The 21335-nt window shown below is 30.7% G+C and carries 21 protein-coding genes; all 21 read left to right on the forward strand.

Translation table 11 applies throughout. The features are described from left to right. The first annotated feature begins 559 nt into the window (after window positions 1-559). The 21 genes from J1D01_RS13900 (at window position 560) to J1D01_RS14000 (ending at window position 21335) form a co-directional block, all read left to right on the forward strand. Complete coding sequence (locus tag J1D01_RS13900; RefSeq protein ID WP_421151239.1) at window positions 560-760, forward strand: hypothetical protein; 201 nt, start codon at window positions 560-562, stop codon at window positions 758-760. Between the two features lie 69 nt (window positions 761-829). Beyond that, a complete protein-coding gene (locus J1D01_RS13905) occupies window positions 830-1747 on the forward strand; it encodes a glycosyltransferase family 2 protein (RefSeq protein WP_421151240.1) in 918 nt (305 codons plus the stop codon). Next, on the forward strand, window positions 1744-2778 hold the full coding sequence (locus J1D01_RS13910; protein WP_421151241.1) for a glycosyltransferase family 2 protein: 1035 nt from the start codon (window positions 1744-1746) through the stop codon (window positions 2776-2778). The genes J1D01_RS13905 and J1D01_RS13910 overlap by 4 nt, the downstream gene beginning before the upstream one ends. After that, window positions 2778-3776 (forward strand): acyltransferase, encoded by a 999-nt coding sequence (locus J1D01_RS13915; protein WP_421151242.1) that lies wholly within the window; start codon window positions 2778-2780, stop codon window positions 3774-3776. The genes J1D01_RS13910 and J1D01_RS13915 overlap by 1 nt, the downstream gene beginning before the upstream one ends. An 18-nt stretch (window positions 3777-3794) precedes the next feature. After that, the gene (locus J1D01_RS13920; RefSeq protein ID WP_421151243.1) at window positions 3795-4964 is read left to right on the forward strand and encodes a glycosyltransferase; all 1170 of its coding nucleotides are present in this window, start codon (window positions 3795-3797) and stop codon (window positions 4962-4964) included. Then, window positions 4961-5881 (forward strand): glycosyltransferase family 2 protein, encoded by a 921-nt coding sequence (locus J1D01_RS13925; protein WP_421151244.1) that lies wholly within the window; start codon window positions 4961-4963, stop codon window positions 5879-5881. Before J1D01_RS13920 ends, J1D01_RS13925 begins: the two co-directional genes overlap by 4 nt. A gap of 9 nt (window positions 5882-5890) precedes the next feature. After that, window positions 5891-6784 (forward strand): glycosyltransferase family 2 protein, encoded by an 894-nt coding sequence (locus J1D01_RS13930; protein WP_421151245.1) that lies wholly within the window; start codon window positions 5891-5893, stop codon window positions 6782-6784. Next, window positions 6781-7995 carry a hypothetical protein gene (locus J1D01_RS13935; RefSeq protein WP_421151246.1) on the forward strand — a complete coding sequence of 405 codons (1215 nt, stop codon included), beginning with the start codon at window positions 6781-6783 and terminating at the stop codon, window positions 7993-7995. The genes J1D01_RS13930 and J1D01_RS13935 overlap by 4 nt, the downstream gene beginning before the upstream one ends. Beyond that, window positions 7988-8653 carry an FkbM family methyltransferase gene (locus J1D01_RS13940; protein WP_421151247.1) on the forward strand — a complete coding sequence of 222 codons (666 nt, stop codon included), beginning with the start codon at window positions 7988-7990 and terminating at the stop codon, window positions 8651-8653. The genes J1D01_RS13935 and J1D01_RS13940 overlap by 8 nt, the downstream gene beginning before the upstream one ends. Window positions 8654-8662: 9 nt before the next feature. After that, window positions 8663-9673, forward strand: a complete 1011-nt coding sequence (locus tag J1D01_RS13945; RefSeq protein WP_421151248.1) for a glycosyltransferase family A protein — start codon at window positions 8663-8665, stop codon at window positions 9671-9673. A gap of 4 nt (window positions 9674-9677) precedes the next feature. Beyond that, on the forward strand, window positions 9678-10586 hold the full coding sequence (locus J1D01_RS13950) for a glycosyltransferase family 2 protein (RefSeq protein WP_421151249.1): 909 nt from the start codon (window positions 9678-9680) through the stop codon (window positions 10584-10586). Between the two features lie 21 nt (window positions 10587-10607). Beyond that, window positions 10608-11372 carry a class I SAM-dependent methyltransferase gene (locus J1D01_RS13955; protein WP_421151250.1) on the forward strand — a complete coding sequence of 255 codons (765 nt, stop codon included), beginning with the start codon at window positions 10608-10610 and terminating at the stop codon, window positions 11370-11372. Between the two features lie 2 nt (window positions 11373-11374). Beyond that, entirely contained in the window at window positions 11375-12280 is a 906-nt protein-coding gene (locus tag J1D01_RS13960) for an alpha-1,2-fucosyltransferase (RefSeq protein ID WP_421151251.1), read from the forward strand. 40 nt (window positions 12281-12320) lie between these two features. Continuing rightward, window positions 12321-12473, forward strand: a complete 153-nt coding sequence (locus J1D01_RS13965) for a hypothetical protein (RefSeq protein ID WP_421151252.1) — start codon at window positions 12321-12323, stop codon at window positions 12471-12473. 1 nt (window position 12474) lies between these two features. Next, on the forward strand, window positions 12475-13158 hold the full coding sequence (locus tag J1D01_RS13970; RefSeq protein WP_421151253.1) for a cytidylyltransferase domain-containing protein: 684 nt from the start codon (window positions 12475-12477) through the stop codon (window positions 13156-13158). A 76-nt stretch (window positions 13159-13234) separates the two neighbouring features. Then, entirely contained in the window at window positions 13235-14278 is a 1044-nt protein-coding gene (locus tag J1D01_RS13975) for an N-acetylneuraminate synthase family protein (RefSeq protein ID WP_421151254.1), read from the forward strand. A 212-nt stretch (window positions 14279-14490) separates the two neighbouring features. Further along, the gene (neuC, locus tag J1D01_RS13980; protein ID WP_372938438.1) at window positions 14491-15615 is read left to right on the forward strand and encodes a UDP-N-acetylglucosamine 2-epimerase; all 1125 of its coding nucleotides are present in this window, start codon (window positions 14491-14493) and stop codon (window positions 15613-15615) included. Further along, window positions 15615-17000, forward strand: a complete 1386-nt coding sequence (locus tag J1D01_RS13985) for a hypothetical protein (protein WP_421151255.1) — start codon at window positions 15615-15617, stop codon at window positions 16998-17000. The genes neuC and J1D01_RS13985 overlap by 1 nt, the downstream gene beginning before the upstream one ends. Then, window positions 16991-18067: a glycosyltransferase family 4 protein gene (locus J1D01_RS13990; RefSeq protein ID WP_421151256.1), complete on the forward strand. Its 1077-nt coding sequence runs from the start codon at window positions 16991-16993 to the stop codon at window positions 18065-18067. The genes J1D01_RS13985 and J1D01_RS13990 overlap by 10 nt, the downstream gene beginning before the upstream one ends. Continuing rightward, window positions 18064-19209 carry a glycosyltransferase family 4 protein gene (locus J1D01_RS13995; protein WP_421151257.1) on the forward strand — a complete coding sequence of 382 codons (1146 nt, stop codon included), beginning with the start codon at window positions 18064-18066 and terminating at the stop codon, window positions 19207-19209. The genes J1D01_RS13990 and J1D01_RS13995 overlap by 4 nt, the downstream gene beginning before the upstream one ends. A gap of 590 nt (window positions 19210-19799) precedes the next feature. Beyond that, window positions 19800-21335, forward strand: coding sequence for a glycosyltransferase family 2 protein (locus J1D01_RS14000; protein ID WP_421151258.1), 1536 nt, complete (start codon window positions 19800-19802; stop codon window positions 21333-21335).

Below are 21335 nucleotides of genomic sequence, written 5' to 3' on the forward strand. Positions count from 1 at the left end.
TTGACAATTTTTAAAATCAGTCGTTTGTCATAGCGTTCTTGTTGGTTTGATCGTAATACATAATTTTCCTGTTTTGATGTTTCCATACACTTGTTTTAGTGTATAGCTATTCTAGGACAAGACAAGTAGTGAGAGGTGAATAGTGAGAAGTGAATGGTGAGAAGTGAATGGTGAGTGGTGAATGGTGTATAGTGCGTGGTGAGAGGAGGCTTGGTTCATTCAGTTTTAAAGGCTTGTTTATGAGGGTTTTGTGTTTGTTTTGTTGTAAGTATTTGATTTTCAGGTTTTTGAGAAAGTGTCCTTTTCAGAAGTAGCCTTTATAGTTATTTTTAGAGCCCCTTTTAATAGGACTGCCATAAGGTGTTTTTATGGGCTATAAGTTAAGTAATTTGGATTTGTAAAAGTTTTGTGTAAAACTGATTTAAAAAACTTAAAAAGAGATGATTATTAAATAACATATTAACATGATTTTTGATGATAACTTGTCAAAAACTAGCAATAAGTTCTTTAGAGCACATTAATATCATGTGTTATTTTTGTAAGTCGTTGAAACTAAGCTATGCGTTTATATTTATATAGAGAACATATAGAGCGTTTAAATGAGGTAAGTTCTAAGGTGGCCCTAAAAATTATGAATGATATTAGGGAGGCATATAACTTGCCTCATACCCGCTATATAAGTATAAAAGCCTATTGCAAATATTTTATGCAAGACCGCGAAGATGTTTGGGCGGCTTTAGAGCATACTAAGGCTAGTTAAATTATATTCTATTTTTTATGGTGTGGGTTTTTAATATTAATTTATATTTTAGCGTGATATGTTTGCCTTATGCAAGAGCCACAGTTTTCTATACTTATAGCTAATTACAATAATGGACATTTTTTTAAAGATTGTTATAAAAGCATCGTAGCTCAAACCTATAGTAAATGGGAAGCTGTTATTGTTGATGATGCTTCAACGGATGATTCTATTGAAATCATTAATGATTTGATAAAAGGCGATGATAGGTTTAAATTATATTTAAATAAAACCAATAAAGGTTGTGGTTATACTAAACATAAGTGTGCCACACTAGCACAAGGAGACATAATGGGTTTTTTAGATCCAGATGATGCCTTGGTTCCAGAAGCTATAGCGCTTATGGTTAACACACACCTTAAAAATAAAGATGTTGCTATTGTAACCTCAAAATATGAGTTTGTAGATTTAGAAATGAATTTTACTAAACCAAGTCTATATGGATGCAGCATACCCAAAGGAAAATCATATTTAACCTATGCTAATGGTGCTTTAACCCACTTTGCTACTTTTAAGAAAGCGGCATATACACAATCTGGAGGTATAAACCCTTTTATGAAACGGGCAGTTGACCAAGATTTGTATTACAAGCTAGAAGAACAGGGCAAGCATTTGTTTTTAGATAAGGTTTTGTATCGTTATAGAGTTCATGAACATAGTATTTCAAATAATGATAACCTTTATAAAGCCGAATATTGGCATTTTTATGCTATAGTTAATGCTTATAAGCGTAGAAAAAAGAAGTGTCTTGAAATTGATAACTTTTCTAAAAATTATATAAAGACATTAGCTTCTAATTATTACATAAAACGGTTTGAACGCCTTAAGTTTTCTAATAAAAAATGTTCTCAATACTATTTGTTATACAAAGCTTTTATAGCGTATCCATTACATAAGTTGCCGTTTAAAATGAAGAGTTTAATGGTTTTAATATTGGGTAGGATATGAAAACACCCTTAATATCTGTTGTACTTCCAGTTTATAATGTAGCGCCTTTTATAAAGGAAGCTTTAGATTCTGTTTTAAACCAAACAGTACAAGATTTTGAAGTATTAGTTATTGATGACTGTTCTACTGATGATACTTTAAAGGTTGTTAAAGATTTTAAAGATGACAGAATACGAATCATTGAAAAGCAACAGAATAAAGGCCTTATTGATAGTTTAAATATAGGTTTTAAAGAAGCCAAAGGGGCATATATTGCTAGAATGGATGGCGATGATATTAACGTTTTAAATAGATTTGAAAAACAACTCCATGTTTTGCAAAATAACCCCAATATTAAAGCTTGTGGGTGTTGGTTGCAATGTTTTGGTGCAAGCACAAAAATTATAAAGCACAGGGAGCATCATAAAGAAATTCAGGCGCATTTATTATTAAGTAATCCCATGAGCTTAGGGGCAACCATGTTGCATAGAGAGTCTTATAAAAATTATAGTTTTGATACAACTAAAATACATGCAGAAGATTATGACTTTTGGGCAAGAACAGCATGGGAGAGCCAAATGTATAATATTCAAGAAGTTTTGTATTATTATAGAACGCATACCAATCAGGTTTCTACTCAGTACAAAAATGTTCAAGTAAAACAAGATATAGCCATTAAATTAAGTTTATATCATAAAATAAACTATGATAAAACCGAATTTTCTGATACATTTTTAAAAAAGATGTTGTTTACAAATAATCAATTTTCATTGTTAGAATGTAAACAGTTTTTTAAGTGGTTAACACAAATATTAAGAATTAATAAAACGCAACAAGTTTTTGAGAATAAAGAACTCAAAGAAGTAGTACAAGTATTGAAAAGGAGGTTTGTTTTTGAAATATTTTTCACCAATAATAGAGTAGGCGTTGATTATAAATTGAGAAAAGACATTTTGTTTATTTTACCTTTTAATGAGAAATGCTTTGTGGTAAATAAGAAGCGTAAAGAGATTATTAGAGTATTAAAGAATAAAGTTTTTAAAGTTGAATAATGGGTGAGAAAAAAATAGGGATAGCTCTTTTAAGAATATTAGCTACTTTTTCTGTAATTGTAATTCATGTTTCAGCACCATTAGTTGTTGATTTTGGTAAAATACCGATGTTTGATTGGCATGTAGCTAATTTTTTTGATAGTATTAGTAGGTATTCAGTTCCAATATTTTTAATGATTAGTGGCGCTCTTTTGTTAAATAAAGATTATGATCTAATGGAGTTTTTGAAAAAGAGATTTGTAAAAATTATGCTTCCATTTTTAATGTGGTCCATAATTTATAGTCTTTTAAACCGCTACGTTTTTAAAAAAGGTTCTTTTGATATAATTAAAATTGTGAGAGATGTATTTTATGGTTCAGAATACCATTTATGGTTTATATTTACATTACTAGGAGTTTATTTAACCGTTCCAATTTTAAGAAAGTGGATAAAACAGGCAACTAAAAAAGAAATTTTATATGTATTGATTATTTGGTTAGTCACTTTGTTTCTTACTATACCTAGAATGAAAATTTATTTTCCTAAAATTGATTTAACATATTTTTCTGGGTTTATCGGTTATTTTATTCTAGGTTATTATTTGTCTTTATCTCATTTTAAAAGAATAGTCTCAGTCTCTCTTATTGTTTTTGGAGTTTTGGTTACAATCTTTGGAACTTATCACTTTACTGTTAAAAACGCAAAATTCTATTTTTATTTTTATGAGTATTTATGTTTAAATACGTTTATGGTTAGTTCTGGCGTTTTTATGCTTTTTAATAAATTAAATTGTGTTAATCCAAAGCATACTAATATGGTAACAAAAATTAGTCAAGCTTGTTTTGGAATTTATTTAATGCATCCTTTAGTGTTGAAATTATTTAAATCAATTGGTTTAGATATTTATATTATAAATCCAATTGCAAGTATATTATTAGTAGCTATAGCTTGTTTTGTATCATGTTTTATAATGGTTTCTTGCTTGAGAAATCTAAGATTTGGATATTTAGTTGCTTAATGTTAAACTTTTGAGCATATGAGTTTTTCTTTTGATAATAAAAATGTACTTCTAGTTCTTAACCATGGGGGGTTAGGAGGTTGCGAAAGACAAGCTTTAGGCCTTGCTAGGTATTTAACCCAAAAGAAAGATTGTCAAGTTACTATATTGCAGATTTATTCGGGCTTTCAAACCGAGGAATATAAAGCATATGCTAAGTGTTGCCATGTTAAAGAAATACTTTATTTTGGAGAGCCTTATTTGATTTTTAGAAAAGAATGGTCTTTCAAAAATATAAAACGTTTAAAATGGTCATTTCAGTATTTATGGAAACTGAGGCAAGGAGTGAAACCTTATAAACCAGACATTATTATACCATTTTTAAATGTGCCTTCAAAATTAGCTTACTATTTATATAAATCATTACCATCTGTAAAGGTTACTTTTTGGCACCAATTAGGAGCCGATACTAGAAAGGGAGATTGGTTTGAAACAATAGCAGCACATAAAACCCCTTTTGTAATTGGAAATGCTCCAAATTGTTTTGAAATGTTCCAAACCCAATATAAGGTTTCAAAAAACAAACTTAATTTGCTGCCTCAGTATGTTACATTAGAAAAAGTAGCAAAAGATTCAAATTCAATAAGAACTTCATTAGGTATACCAGTTAATTGTGTGGTAATTGGAATGATAGCGCAGTATAGAAGCGATAAGTATTTTGATTTGTTGTTAGATGCTTACCATCAATTGCATGTGGATATAGATATTCATTTAGTTTTTCTAGGTAATAAAAATAATAATGCTTCCTCTCTTCAAATTTTTAATGATTTAAATGAAAAAGTAAAAAAACTTAAATTAGAAGATAGAGTGTCTGTTTTAAGCAATATACCGGTAGAAGATGTGTTAAATATATTGGATATAGGTGTTTTACTGTCACAAATGGAGGGTATGCCTAACTCGGTTATGGAATATATGCTATATTCAGTACCGGTAATAGCAACTAACCATATTGGGTGTCAGCAATTATTAACAAATAGTGAGTTCTTAATTCCTAACGATATTGATTTGTTAAAAGAAAAATTGAAAAAGCTTATTGACTCAAAAGAAATAAGAATGAAAGAAGGAAATTTTAATAGAAATAGAATCTTAAAGTTCAATTTACCTAACTATGTTTGTGAATTAGAGAAAATAATCAATAAATATACATGATTGCTACCCCATTAATATCAATAATAATTCCCTGCTATAATCAAGCTGAGTTTTTAGATGAAACACTTCAATCTGTTTTAAACCAAACGTATGCCAATTGGGAATGTATTATTGTTAATGATGGTAGTACCGATAATTCTGAAATTATTGCAAAAAAATGGGTAGCTAAGGATAAGCGATTTAAGTATTACTATAAGCAAAACAGCGGGGTAAGCTCAACAAGAAACTTTGCTTTAGATAAGGTTAAAGGCACTTATGTACAGTTTTTAGATGCTGATGATGTTATAAATAATAAGAAGTTAGAGTTATCATTATTAGAAACATCAACTTTGAAAGATGATAAAATAGTTATTTCAAACTTTAGAATGTTTTCTATAAATCAAGAGCATACTACAAAACCTTATTGTAATTTAAATAGTGATTTATTTACTTATGATAATTTACTCTATAAATGGAATGAAACATTTTCAATCCCTATTCATTGTGGTTTTTTTAAGGCAAGTCTTTTTAAAGAGATTAGATTTCCTGAAAACTTAACAGCTCAGGAAGATTGGATTGTTTGGGTAAAGCTATTTAAATTGAATCCGAATGTTATTTTTTTAGACCAGCCACTAGCTTTATACAGACAGAATTTAAGAGGAAGAACAAAAACTAAAAGTTTGCATGATGATCAAATAAAGGCTTATGCTTATTTAAAAGGTTTGTTAAGTGAAGATGAATTTTATAAACTGTCAACAACATTAATATCTAGATATTATAAGTCTGAAGAAGAGATAAAAAAAAGGCTAAGAAAGGTTAAGGCTTCAAGACCATATCAAACAGGGTTAATGATTAAGAAAATACTCAAAAAAATAGGGTTGTTAAAAATATCTAGACGCATATTTCCAATTTTATTAAAGTTTAAAGCTAAAAACTAAAAAGAGTGTATGCTAGCTATAGTTATTCCTTATTATAAACAAACTTTTTTTAAAGCTACGTTACAATCTTTAGCAAATCAAACAGATAAACGATTTCATGTTTATATAGGAGACGATGCAAGTCCAGAAAACCCCAAAAAACTATTAGAATTTTATAAAGACACATTGGACTTTCACTATACTAGGTTTGAAACTAATTTAGGAGGGATTTCGCTTGTAAAACAGTGGGAACGTTGCTTAGAAATGGTACAAAATGAAGTGTGGGTCATGATTTTGGGTGATGATGATACTTTAGGCCCTAATGTGGTAGCGTCATTTTATGAGAATTTAGAATTTCTTGAAAAAGAAAAATCAACTGTAGTGCGTTTTGCAACGCAGGTTATAAATGAATATGGAGATGTTATATCTAAAGTATATAAACACCCAAAAACAGAATTAGCTTCCAATTTTTTACTCAGAAAGTTTAAAGGTGGTACAAGAAGCTCGTTAAGTGAGTATGTTTTTAAAAAAGATAAAATAACCACTGTTAAATTTAAAGATTTTCCTTTAGCATGGTCTAGTGATACACTAGCTGTTGTTGAGTTTTCAGGGGGTAACCCTATTTTTACAATAAATAGCGCATTGGTATTTTTTAGACTGAGTGGAAAGAATATAACAGGTCAGGGAGATTCTATAGAAAAAAATAAGGCTTGGTTTCAATTTTATAGTTACCTACTTTCTAAGTATGGTAAACAGTATTCTAATGAGTTATTAGAAAAGTTGTTTGATAGACTTGAAAAAGTTCAATTAAATAATAAAAAGACACCATTACGGTGGCTTAAATTATTTTGGTTGTACATTGTGTTTTTTAAATATTCAAGGTTTTTATCATTATTTAAAAAGATTAAACAAAGTATTTTATGAAATTTTTAATTATTGTTCAAGACCTACGCGTTAGCGGAACTAGTGCAGGTATTGGAAGAAGGTCTTTTTTAGGAAAATTACGTAGGGTTTATCCAGATGCTAAAATTGATGTGCATTATATAATTCATAGAGATACAGAAGACCAGTTAGATTTACTACCTATAAACTCAATAAAAAAACATATTGTAAATACAAAAGTACCCTGGCATATTATATTTTTAAACCGTTTTTATTGGAGGTTATTCCATATATCATTAAAAGAACGTTATGTGCATAAACAGTATGCCAAAGTTATAGAAAAACTAGATTACAAGGTGTATGACCATATTTTTATAACGAGTTCAGGGTTAGAACATGAAACTATTTTGGCAACTTATAACTTGCCAATTCTAAAAAAGGCTATTTTGGTATTTCATGACCCTTATCCATTATCATGGTATGTTGGTAGTGATAAAAAACCTTCAAAATTAGATTTGTTTCGTCTAAATAAAATGATTGAGGTTGTGCATCAAGCAAAAACATGTGCTACTACAGCTAATTATATGTCTCAAGACCTTCAGCATTTATATGCTTCAAAAAAGAAGTTTTATACTTTACCTCATCAGTTTGACGCTGATGTTTTTGACCTTTTAGATACAAGTCAAGTGATTAAAAAAAACAAAAAAGTTAGATTGTCTTATAATGGAGCGTTTATGTTTGGGCGTAACCCAGATAACATGCTGATGGCTTATAAGGCTTTGGTAAATGAGAACCCTATTTATAAAGAGCATACAGAGTTTGTATTACGTGTTAAAGGAGAAGGGATAGAAAATTTAAAACAGAAATTTAAGGAAATTAAAAATATCAAAATTTTAGAAACCTTAAATTTCTCTAATGCTTTTAACGAGCAAATTAATGAAAGTGATATTGTTATAATATTAGAAAATGGTCCAATATATTGCAATATTTTAGTGGGGAAAGCTCCATTTTTAGCAGCGTATAACAAACCTTTATTATGTATTTCACCAGAGAAAAGTGAATTGAGAAACATTATAGTAGATAAAAGGTGTATTGCAAATATGAATGATATAGCAGACATAAAAGAAAAACTAAATGTTTTAATTAACAATAGGTTAACTACTGATGAGATATTTAAACCCTTTGGAGATTACTTTAGTAATGAAAAATTTAAAGAGAGGTTAGAGAAGATATTAAAGGATAAGAATGATTAATAAATTTAAAAGATTTATAAGAAAACGCTATAATATAAGTTTCTCTAAGTCTGGTGATGATATTCAGCTTATGAAACTTATTAATAATAATACACCTGGTGTATATGTAGATATAGGTTGTTGGCACCCTATAAAAGCTTCAAATACCTATTTTTTTCATTTAAGAAAATGGAAAGGGATTTGTATAGACCCAAATCCTGAGTTGAAATTACTTTATCAAACTCATAGACCTTCAGATATTTTTGTAAATGCAGGAATAGGTAATTCTAAAACCATGTTAAAATACTATATGCTTGAAGAAAGCTCTATGAACACCTTTAGTTATGATTTTGTAAAAAAGCAAAAACAAGAAGATAAAATTATAAATACTATAAATGTTCCTGTTTATAATTTAAAAGATATTCTAGATAAGAATTTACAAGAAAATGACCGATTGGATTTTTTTGATATTGATGTGGAAGGATTGGATTTAGAGGTTTTAAAAACAAACGATTGGAATATATACAGGCCTAAAGTAATAGTTGTAGAAAGTGATATTCCTATAAAACAAGATGTGAAATCTGAGATTACTCAATATCTTGAGATGCAAAATTATAGACTAATAGGTAAATCTATTATAAACTCAGATTTGGGAAACTTGTTTTTTCTGTCATATTAAATATTAAAGATGCGTATAGGATTTAACCCCAATAAAGATAGAGCTATTGAATGTTCAAAATACATTCACCAAGTGGTTATTCCTGTTTATATTCCAAATGAAGCAGGGTATTTTAAAGATAGTTTTAAAATCTTTAAGTTATGTATAGAGTCTTTATTAAAAACTGTTCATAATAAAACATACATAACTATTGTAAATAACGGAAGTAGTCAAGTTGTTAAAGAATATTTAGATGATTTATTGAACAGTTTAAAAATTCATGAACTTATTCATACAGAAAATATAGGCAAACTCAATGCAATTTTAAAAGGCTTGGTAGGCAATGATATAGAATTAGTGACAATTTCAGATGCCGATGTTCTGTTTCTTCCAAATTGGCAGCAGGAAACCGTTAAGGTGTTTAGCAATATTCCTAAAGCAGGAGTTGTTGGTATTGTGCCTCAGTTTAAAATGTTTAAATCGCGTTGTGGTAATGTAATTTATGATACTCTTTTTAGTAAAAACTTAAAGTTTTTACCTGTTAAAAACCCAAAAGCATTACAAATGTTTTATGACAGCATTGGTTGGAAAAGAGATTATAATCAAGATTATTTAAAATATAATTTAGGGTTAAAATTTAGTCAGAATTTAAGTGTGTTAGTAGGTTCAGGACATTTTGTGGCAACTTATAAAAAAGATATGTTCTCTGAAATCACCACTTATTTAGGGTATAAATTGGGAGGAGTTAGTGAAACATATTTAGATAATGCTCCATTAAAAAAAGGATATTGGCGCTTAACAACGCAAGATAACTATGCATACCATATGGGGAATACTTTTGAAGATTGGATGAAAGTAATGCCTCAAAAAGAACAATTTGTAGAAGCAATAAGCTCTAATTTTAGAACATATAAAAACTCAAATACATTAGTTTGTTTTTTTAAGAATAGGGTGTTCGTTAAATTTTTATCTATAGGTTTTTTATATAGGTGGTTTTTAAAATGGAAAGGGTTGCCAAAAGACATGATAAAGCAATATTAAGAATATGCATAACCCAATTTTCTCCATATTAATAACCACCAAAAACAGGCTTACTGATTTAAAAATAACATTAAGTAGTATAGCTCATTTGCTAAAACAAGAGCATGTAGAATGTATTATATGTGATGATGGTTCTACTGATGGTACTTCAAATTTTATAGCAACACAGTATCCTTCTATTCAATTAATTAAAAACTCTAAAAGCAAGGGGCTTATTTACAGTAGAAATAAGTTGCTTAGTTTAACCCAAGCCCTATATGCTATTACTTTAGATGATGATGCTCATATTGTATCGCAAAATACATTAGAAAGTATTAAAGTGTTTTTTGAATCTCATAAAAGATGTGCCGTTATAGCCTTTAGGATTTTTTGGGGAACGTCTTTACCTAATAACTTAAACCACAAGTTAACCAATAGGCGTGTTAAAGGTTTTGTGGGATGTGGTCATGTTTGGCGTATGGAGGTCTGGAGAAGTATACCTAATTATCCTGAATGGTTTGTGTTTTATGGCGAAGAGGAATTTGCGAGCTACCAGCTATTTAAAGCAGGTTGGGAGGTACACTATGTCCCAGAAATTTTAGTACACCATCGCGTTGATATTAAAGGACGAAAAAGCCATAAAGATTATAAAATCCGTTTAAGGCGGTCTTTACGATCTGGTTGGTATTTGTACTTTTTATTTTATCCATTAAAAACCATTCCTAGAAGGTTTTTATATACCTTATGGATTCAAATAAAAACAAAAGTGTTAAAAGGCGATTTTAGAGCCTTATTAGCTATTTTTCAAGCTTTAGGTAATTTGGTTATTAATTTTCCGCGATTATTAAAACAGGCTAATAGATTATCAAATAAAGAATTTTTAGAATATTCTAAATTAGCTAATACCAAATTGTATTGGAACCCAAAAAAATAATTAAATACATCATATAATTAAATGCTCAACACGCTAAAGAACAACCTTTCATATAAACAAAAATTAAAAATAAAATATAAGATAAGATATTTAAAAGCATTTTTATATCCTTTTAATTTATCGAAAATAGCTAGGATTCATAAAACAGATAAATATGGGTATCATTTTTATACTCCACATTATCAAAACCATTTTAAAACATATAAGTTTAAAAGAAATACCATTTTAGAAATAGGTGTTGGAGGTTATGAAGACCCCTATATAGGAGGAAATTCTCTAAGAATGTGGAAATCATATTTTCCGTTTTCAAAAATATATGCCTTAGATATTTATGATAAGTCATTTCTACAAGAAAAGAGGATTAAAATATTTAAAGGCAGTCAAGTAGATTATGATTTTTTAGATGAAATTATAAAAGAAACAGGAGAACCAGACATTATTGTTGATGATGGTAGTCATGTTAATGAACATGTGATAAAAACATTTAAGCATCTTTTTCCTAAGTTAAAAAAAGGCGGAATTTATGTGGTTGAAGATACTCAAACTTCTTATTGGGAAGGTTATGGAGGTGATTCAACTAATTTTGATAATAAAAATACCATTTGTGGATTTTTTAAATCTCTAATAGACTGCTTAAATAATGAAGAGTTTATAATAGAAAATTATCAAAAAACATATTATGATAAACATATAATTTCCATGCATTTTTATCATAATATGATTTTTATTTATAAAGGTGATAATGATGAATTATCTAATAAAGTAAGAGGAAATAAATTCAAATAAGTATGTTGATTTTTTCTAATTTAGGTAAAAAAGGAAATTTAGGAAATCAGCTATTTCAAATAGCATCAACCATTGGTATAGCAAATAAAAATGGTCATGGGTTTGCTTTTCCAAAGTGGCAATACGCAACCTATTTTAATTTTAATTTTCCTCTATTTGATTCAAATAAAAATTATCAAGTTTTAAAAGAAGCAGGTTTTCATTATTCAGAAGTTACACTAGAAGTAGGGTGTTATGATTTGAATGGTTGGTTTCAGTCTGAAAATTACTTTGATAAACAAGCTGTAAAACAATGTTTTGAGTTTCAATCTAATTTAGTCAGTCAAGTTAAAGAGAAATATAAAGAAGCATTATCAAAAAAAACTATTTTAATTTCAGTTAGACGAGGCGATTTTGTAAATCATCCTTATTATTTTCAGCTAGATTATCGTTACTATTTATTAGGAATAATGAAAAATTTTCCAGATTGGAAAGAAAGAAATCTAATTTTTACTAGTGATGATATTGATTATTGTAAAAATCATTTTAAGTTTTTGTCAAACGCTATATTTGTAGAGAAATTAAACGCGATAGAACAGCTTATTTTAGGAACTTTATGCGATGATTTTGTAATAAGTAATTCAACTTTTTCTTGGTGGCAAGCTTGGTTAGGTGAGAAAAAAGAAACTAAAATTGTTAGGCCAATACAAAATTTTAGAGGTAAGTTTAAGAGCCAGAATGATGATAAAGACTATTTTCCTGACAGATGGATAGCTTTTACCGCAGAAGGTAGAAGGGTAGAACCAAAATATTGGAAGCTTATATTCAAAGGGGAATTTTTTAAAATAATTGATAATATTAAATATTATTACAGATTATTAATAAAAAGAACGAAAAAGTTTATAAAAAGAATAATAGGAAGAGCTTAAGAAGTTTGAAGCATAAGGTTTGTGAATAAGTGATTTTGAAGTGTTAGAATATGCTATTGTAGATGTAGAATATAAAAGCAAAAAAGCAACATCATTAAAAGATTGGATTAAGGCTAAAATAGAAGCTTATATAGAACATAGAAATCCTTTAGCAAAAGGAATGAGTTACGGTATAGTAGCTAAAAAGATATAACATGGCAAAAAAAGAATTAAAAACCATAGCCATCATACCTGCCCGGGGAAACTCTAAACGTTTACCAAATAAAAACATTAAGTTGTTAGGAGGCGTACCGTTGTTAGTACATAGTATTAACTATGCAAAGCAGCATGATTTTATTGAGGCTGTATATGTTTCTACTGATAGTGAAGTGATAAAAAAAATGGCATTAGCAAATGATGCTTTAGTAATAGACAGACCTCATGAGTTGTCTGGTGATTTAGAGCCCACTGTAACCGCCTTAAAACATGTTATAGAAACTGTAGCGTATAGTGTAGAAAATGTAGTTTTATTACAACCAACAAACCCATTACGTCCTAAATATTTATTAACAGAAGCCTTCCAAATATTTAATGAGAAAGCATGTGAAAGTTTATTTACGGTATCTAGAAATCATCAAAAATTGGGTACAATAAACAAAACCATATTTAAACCTTATAACTATAAGATAGGACAACGTAGTCAGGATTTAGAGCCTTTATATTTTGAAAATGGATTGTTATACATAACAAAATCAAAATATATTTTAGAAAATGAAATAGTAACAAAGAAAGCATATCCGTTAATTGTGAATCATCCTTTTGCTTCTGTTGATATTGATACACAGAATGATTTTGAATATGCTGAGTTTTTGTTGGGGACTTCGACAAGCTCAGTCTGACAAGACTTCGACAAGCTCAGTCCGACAAGCTCAGTCTGATAAGGTTTAAAAGTTTAGATAATAATAAGAAAACAAAATGAGTAACCCATTTATAGAAATAGCAGGTAGAAAAATAGGACAAGACTACCCCCCTTTAGTCATAGCAGAAATAGGAATAAATCATGAAGGTTCTTTGCAAATAGCTAAAGATATGGTTGATGCTGCATTTAGGGCGGGAGTAGAGGTTATAAAGCATCAAACACATATTGTAGACGATGAAATGAGTGGTGTTGCAAAACAAGTTATTCCAGGTAATGCCAATATTTCTATTTATGACATTATGAAACGCTGCGCTTTAAATGAAGCAGATGAATTAGAATTAAAAAATTATGTAGAACGCAAAGGCATGATTTTTATTTCTACCCCATTTTCGCGTGCAGCAGCAGAACGACTAAAAAGATTTGATATACCTGCTTATAAAATAGGTTCGGGTGAATGTAATAACTACCCATTGTTGGAGCATATTGCACAATATGGAAAGCCAGTGATTTTAAGTACAGGTATGAATACTATTGAAAGTGTAAAAAAAGCGGTTACTATTTTTGATAAAAATAAAGTACCTGTAGCATTGCTTCATACAACTAATTTATATCCCACACCAATTCATTTGGTACGTTTTGGTGCTATGATGGAATTGCATAAAGCCTTTCCAGATAAGGTTTTTGGGTTAAGTGATCATACACTCAATAATAATGCTTGTTTAGGAGCTGTGGCTTTGGGAGCTTCTATTTTAGAACGTCATTTTACCGATACAATGCAACGTAAAGGGCCTGATATAGTTTGTAGTATGGATGAAAGTGCATGTAAAAACCTTATTGTAGATAGTAAAGAAATAGCTTTAATGCGAGGTGGTACAAAAGCACCAACTAGAGAAGAACAGGTTACTATAGATTTTGCTTTTGCAACGGTTTGTAGTATTTCTAATATTAAAAAAGGCGCTATTTTTACAAAGCATAACATATGGGTAAAGCGACCTGGTACAGGAGGTATCTTAGCTGAACATTTTGAAAACGTTTTAGGAAAAAAAGCGTCTAGAAATATTGTAAATGATGAACAATTAACTTGGGAAGATATTGAATAAAAATAAAGCCTGTATTAGTTTGAAGAGAAGTGGTTTTAATGAATAGCGATAATTAGTGGGGTAATTAAAAGGATTTTGAAAAGGACTTCGACAGGCTCAGTCTGACGAGACTTCGGCAGGCTTAGTCTGGCAGGTTTAGTCTGACAAAGTGAAATAAAATAATTATAAGATAAAAGTTAGTTAGACAGATCTTGTCAAAGCTATTGAAAAGTATGCGTAAAAAAATAGTATTTTTAACAGGTACACGAGCCGATTTTGGTAAAATGAAACCACTTATTCAAATTACTGAAGGTCACTCTGATTTTGAAGCATATATTTTTGTTACGGGTATGCATCTTCTAGAAACTTATGGGTACACGCTTATTGAAGTTGAGCGTTGTGGTTTTAAGAATATTAAAACATATAGGAATGATACCAATGAGGCTAGTATGGATTTAACTTTAGCTAAAACTATAACAGGTTTTTCTGAATTTGTTAAAGCTATACACCCCGATTTAATTGTAATTCATGGTGATAGGGTTGAAGCATTGGCAGGAGCTATTGTTGGTAGTTTAAATAATATTTTAGTTGCCCATGTAGAAGGCGGGGAATTGTCTGGAACCATAGATGAGCTATTGCGTCATGCTACTAGTAAAATGAGTCATATTCATTTTGTTTCTAATGAAAAAGCAAAAGCCTTATTAGAACAAATGGGAGAATTACCTGAATCTATTTATATAATTGGATCTCCAGATGTAGATATCATGTTTTCAAATACATTACCAGATTTAGAAACCGTAAAATTATATTACAATATTTCGTTTCAAACATATGCTGTTGCCATGTTTCATCCAGTGACAACAGAGCATCAACAAATGGAACAATACGCTCATAATTTTGTTCAAGCGTTAATACAAAGTCATAAAAATTATGTAGTTATTTTTCCTAATAATGATATGGGAAGCCAAACCATTTTAGATGCTTATCAATTGCTTTTAAAGCACCCTAATTTTCGTGTATTTCCATCTATTAGGTTTGAGTATTTTTTAACTTTATTGAAACAAGCTGAATTTATTATAGGGAATAGTAGTGCTGGTGTTAGAGAAGCGCCTTATTATGGCATTCCTACTATTAACATTGGTTCGCGCCAAAACAATAGAGTTTTTTCAAATACCATAATAAATTCAGATTACCGTATTACTAACATTTTGGAAAGTATAAAACAGATTGAAAACAAAGTTTTTTCAATTGAATCTCCAAATTTTGGAGTAGGTAATAGTGCAAAAGATTTTTTAAATGTTTTAAAATTAGAATCACTTTGGAAAACAAATCATCAAAAACAATTTAGAGCACTTTAATGAAAAAACTAGCATTGGTTATTACAGACGGGGTTGGCTTTAGAAACTTCATTTTAAGTGATTTTTTAGATTATGCAAACCAAACTTTTGATGAGGTGGTTATTTTATCGTGTTTGCCAAAATCAATTTATAAAACACATACTAATTTAAGGATTATAGAGTTACATGTATTTGAGGAAACTTTTAAAACCTGGTTTTTTAGAAAAGCCAAAGAGATTGCCCACCTTAAATTGAATAAGGAAGGCAACTTTGGGATTTTAGATAATTTAAAAGCCAACCATTCAAAATTAAAAACAACACGAGGGTACGCCACCCGATTTATTTATAAGCTTACCACTTTATTTCATTCAGAAGTTACTATTCAGCAGTTTCAAAAGCTACAAGATTTTACATTTAGGCATCATAGCATAACCAAAGCCTATTCATCAATTTTAGAAAACGAGCAATTTAGCCTATTGTTTTTTACACACCAACGTCCGCCATATATAGCCCCTTTGGTATACGCCGCCAAAAAGAACTACATAAAAACAGCAGCGTTTATTTTTAGCTGGGACAATTTAGCATCAAAAGGTAGAATGGCTTCAAACTTTGATTATTACTTGGTTTGGAGTGATTTAATGAAGCGTGATTTGTTGAGATTTTATAAATCTGTTAAGGAAAATACTATTAAAGTAGTTGGAACGCCTCAATTTGTGCCTTATGTAATGGATGTTTATAAGATGCAAGCATCTGAATTTTTTAAGGATTTTGATTTGAATCCGAAATTAAAAACCATTTGTTTTAGTTGCGGTGATATTTCAACCAGTAAAAATGATGAACTATATATAAAAACTATTGCCAAAGCAATTGATGCAGGCCATATAGAACCTGTTAATTTTATAGTTAGAACTTCGCCTGCCGAAGACCCCATACGTTTTAAAGCCTTGGTAGAGACCTATCCGTTTATAAAATGGCATTTCCCGAAATGGAAACAGGTAAGAGCTAAGCACCAAGAAGCATGGTCTCAACGTATTCCAACAATAGATGATGTAAAACAATTAAGAGCTTTATTAGAATATTCAGATTTAAACATTAACATGCTTTCTACTATGAGTTTAGATTTTATGATGTTTGACAAGCCTGTTATTAATCCTGTATTTGGAAATAAAGATAATGGGTTATATGATGATCAGCGCTTTTTAGGATATGAGCATATTCAGCATTTAGTTAATAGTAAGGCTACTAAGGTTGTAAAAAATGAAGCAGCATTAATAAAAGCTATTTCAGAATGTTTATCGGGTACTGAAGGTTCTAAAACCCGAAAAGCATTTATTAATCAGCAAGTAGGGGTTCCTTTAAAAGTAACTAATAAACAATTGGTTAATAGTTTATTTTCATGGGTTTAAAAACAAAGAAAGTTGCCATAATATGTAATTATAAATTACTACCCAATAGAGTAGGAGGAATGGATTATTTTTTCTGGGCTTTTGATGAAAAGTGTAAAGCCAATAATGTTGAGATTGATTGGTTTTTTCCAAATACTTCAAATCATGGCAATTATTCAAGTATGAATATCATGTTTCCAGATACGGACATGGTTTTAGAAACCTTTGTATTGCAAGCTGTTAAAGTTAAGTATGATGTGGTATTTACTCACTTTGTAGAACTGTGTACTTCGTTTTATTGTCAGCTTAAAAAGAAAACAGAGGCAAAAATTATAGCAGTAGATCATAACCCAAGACCACTACAAGGATATCCATTAAAGAAGCGTATAAAGAAACGTTTAAAAGGTTGGTTGTATTCACGGTGTATAGACCAGTTTATAGGGGTTTCTAAATATACTACTAATGAAATATTACAAGATTTTGGGAGCCATTTAAAAACGAAAACTTCGGTTATTTATAATGGAATTATTATTAATGATATTAAGCCCAATTTAAACCGAAACGTTACATATCCAAAGTTTATAGTTGTCTCTCATTTAAGAGCATCAAAAGGGATACAAGATTTAATTGATGCGGTAAATAAATTGCCAGAATCTATAAAAGAAAAACTTAAAATAGATATTTACGGTGAAGGCCCGTACGAATCTGAATTAAGGAAGAAGGTTAGTTTGTTTAAATTAGAACCTGTTTTTAATTTTAAAGGAAGTGTTCACAATCTTAATGAACTTTACTGTCTTTATGATTACATGATTCAACCTACCCACATGGAATGTTTTAGCTTGTCTATTTTAGAGAGTCTTGCGGCCAATGTACCTGTTATTACAACACCAGTTGGTGGTAATTTAGAAGTGGTTAGGCATGGTGTGAATGGTTATATTTTTAAAGCTAAAGATGTTTTAGGCTTAAAAAATATTATTGAAGCTGTTTTTTTAGGTAAAGAACAGATAGAAGAAAATACTAGAACATTAATAGAAATCTCGTTTTCTATTGATATTATGGTTGCACATTATTATAAACTCATTTCATGAAAATAGCATTTTTAACCCCAGAATTTCCACATCCTAAAACCGGTAAATCTGGCGGTATAGGTACTAGTATTTTTAATTTGTCTAAGGCGCTTGTGGGGTTAGGGCATGAGGTAAGTGTTATTATTTATGGTCAAGATGTTGATGCTTATTTTCAAGACAACAACATCCATTTTTATAAGGTAAAGAATATAAAAGTTAAAGGTTTATCACTCTTACTCACTCAAAATAAGGTAGCACGTTTATTAAATTCGTTATATAAAAGTGGTAAGATTGATATTGTAGAAGCCCCAGACTGGACTGGGTTTACCGCTTTTGTAAATATAAAATGTCCGTTAATTATCAGGCAAAATGGTAGTGATACTTATTTTTGTCATTTAGATAAACGCCCCGTAAAATTCAAAAATAAATTTTTAGAAAAACGTGCTTTAAAAAAAGCCAATGGCATTATAAGTGTTAGTGCTTTTACAGGCCATTTAACCAATGAGTTATTTGGACTTAATAGAGCGTTTACGGTAATACCTAACAGTATAGATGCCCAGATATTTACACCAGAACACCCTAATAACAATACGTTGCGTATTCTTTATTTTGGAACTTTGATTAGAAAAAAAGGTCTTTTTGATCTTCCTAAAATTTTTAATTTAGTTAAAGAAAAGCATGAAGACGTTGAATTGGTATTAGTAGGAAAAGATAGTGGTGATGTAAAAACAGGGGGGGCTTCTACCTGGGAACTTATAAAACCCTTGTTTAGTAAAAAAGCTATAAAGCATGTACATTATATGGGTACGGTTAGTTATTCTAAAATTCAAGACCTAATTAAAGGGGCAACAGTATGTGTGTTTCCTACATTTGCAGAAGCCCTTCCCGTTTCATGGTTAGAAGCCATGGCTATGGAAAAAGCTATTGTAGCCTCTAATATTGGGTGGGCAACAGAAATGATAGAAGATGGTAAAGAGGGTTTTTTAGTACACCCCACCAATCATAAACATTATGCAGCGTGTATTTTAGAGTTGTTAGAAAATTTAGAAAAACGACATCAGTTTGGAGTTGCTGCAAGAGAAAAAGTAAAAGCAAAATTTAGTCACGATTTAGTTGCCAAACAATCGGTGGCATTTTATAAGTCCATAATCGATTGCGTTTAATATAATGTGTTTATTATGAAAATGGTTATTTATAATTATAATGTTTGGGGTAATAAAAATACGTTTTGGTACTTCGACACACTTCGACACACTTCGACAGGCTCAGTCTGACAAAGCTCAGTGTGACAAGGCTCAGTGTGACGTACTTTGACAGGGCTTCGATAGGGCTTCGATAGGACTTCGATAGGACTTCGATAGGACTTCGACAGGACTTCGACAAGCTCAGTCTGACAAGGCTCAGTCTGACAAGGCCCAGTGTGACAAGGCTCAGTGTGACGTACTTTGACAGGGCTTCGATAGGGCTTCGATAGGACTTCGATAGGACTTCGATAGGACTTCGACAGGACTTCGACAGGCTCAGTCTGACAAAGCTCAGTGTGACAAGGCTCAGTGTGACAAGGCTCAGTGTGACGAGGTTAGTGTGAGGGGGCACTTCGACACACTTCGACAGGCTCAGTGTGACAAAGCTCAGTGTGACGAGCTCAGTGTGACGAGGTTAGTGTGACGAGGTTAGTGTGACATGGGAAGCTTTGTATGTCAATAAGCATAACATATTAAAAATAATAACATTTGTACGTATTACAATTTTGATGAATTTAAAAGAACATATCACACCACAAGGCGAAGCAATTCTTTATACGGGGAAGCCTCATATAAAATTGTTAAATAAATTAGCTTTAGGCGAAGGCGATGTGTGGCATAGTGCCTTAGACCAAGGTTACAAAAATGCCTTTCAAGACATTATTTATCAAACTGTGGTGTATTTTTGGTATGCTAACGATTTTGACAATCTTGATACCTGTGTTAGTTGGCGTATTAATCCGCATGCTTTTGCTATACGAAAGCATGTTTGGGAAACATTTGGAGGTTTTGATTATGATTATGAGTCTACTCAAATGTCTGCTCTAGATTTTGGGTTTAATGTTTTAAGGTATCAAGGGGCAATTCCATTGTATGTAAAAGGTTTGTTTCAACCTTCTAATGAAACAGTTCGTTTATCCACAAAAGATATTTATACGTTTTATAAGAAAAACTTCAAAAAATCACATAGTATTTATATGCTTTTCAGGCGCGGTTTTTGGAAACCAAAAGACCTATATGGGTATTGGTTTGCTAACAAAAATTATGAGTTTAAACATAAGACTTTACAGTTGGCTCCTAGAGCACTTCAGCCTATAACGGGTGCGCCAAAGGTGAGTTATATAATTCCTACTATGTTACGTCAGGAGTTTACATTAAACCTTCTGAACGATTTGGAACATCAAACTTGCAAACCGCATGAGGTTATTGTTGTAGATGCTACCCCAATAGATAAGCGCAATACCGTATTGTATAACCCTAATAATTATTCATTTAAAGTGGTGTTTAAATGGCAAAGCACCAAGGGTAGTTGTAGAGCAAGAAATGAGGCTATAGCTTTATGTACAGGAGATTATATAGTTTTTGGCGATGATGATATTAGAGTGCCGCCAGAATTTATTGAAAACCATATTAAATTACTACAAACTTATAATGCGGAAGCTTGTAATGGACTAGATATTAGAGCCGATCATCAGCAGCAAGATTTAAACGATTTAGTTATTAAATTGAACGCTTTAGGCGCACAACGTTGGAAGGTAGGGGCAAGTCAAAATTTTAGTAATGCTAATTCTTGTGTATCTAAACGGGTTGTAGATATTTTGGTAGGGAATGATATAAATTATGATGGCGGTTATGGAGAAGATGCCGATTTTGGTTTAGAAATAACCAAGTTAGGGGTTACCGTTTTACACAATCCTTTTTCGGTAAACCTTCATTTAAAGCCACCTCAAGGTGGTTATAGGTTTTGGGGTAAGCAATCTAGTATTAAGGGGAAGCAACGAAAACAACAACCATGGGAATTGGATACTCCTGTGAAAAGGATTGTGCCCAAACCAAGCCCAACAATAATGTATCAACTGTTTAAGCACTATAGCAAAAGACAGCGTAAAGAGTATAAAATCAAGTATTTTGTATTTTATTTTACTAAAGCACCTAAAGTAGCATGGTTTTTAAGGTTTATTAAACTTCCTATACGATTGCTTCAATTCAATAAATCTGTTTTTTATGCAAAAAAATTAATGGCATTAGGCAAACGAACTCGATGA

The sequence above is a fragment of the Seonamhaeicola sp. NFXS20 genome (assembly GCF_049132085.1).
Classification (GTDB): domain Bacteria; phylum Bacteroidota; class Bacteroidia; order Flavobacteriales; family Flavobacteriaceae; genus Seonamhaeicola.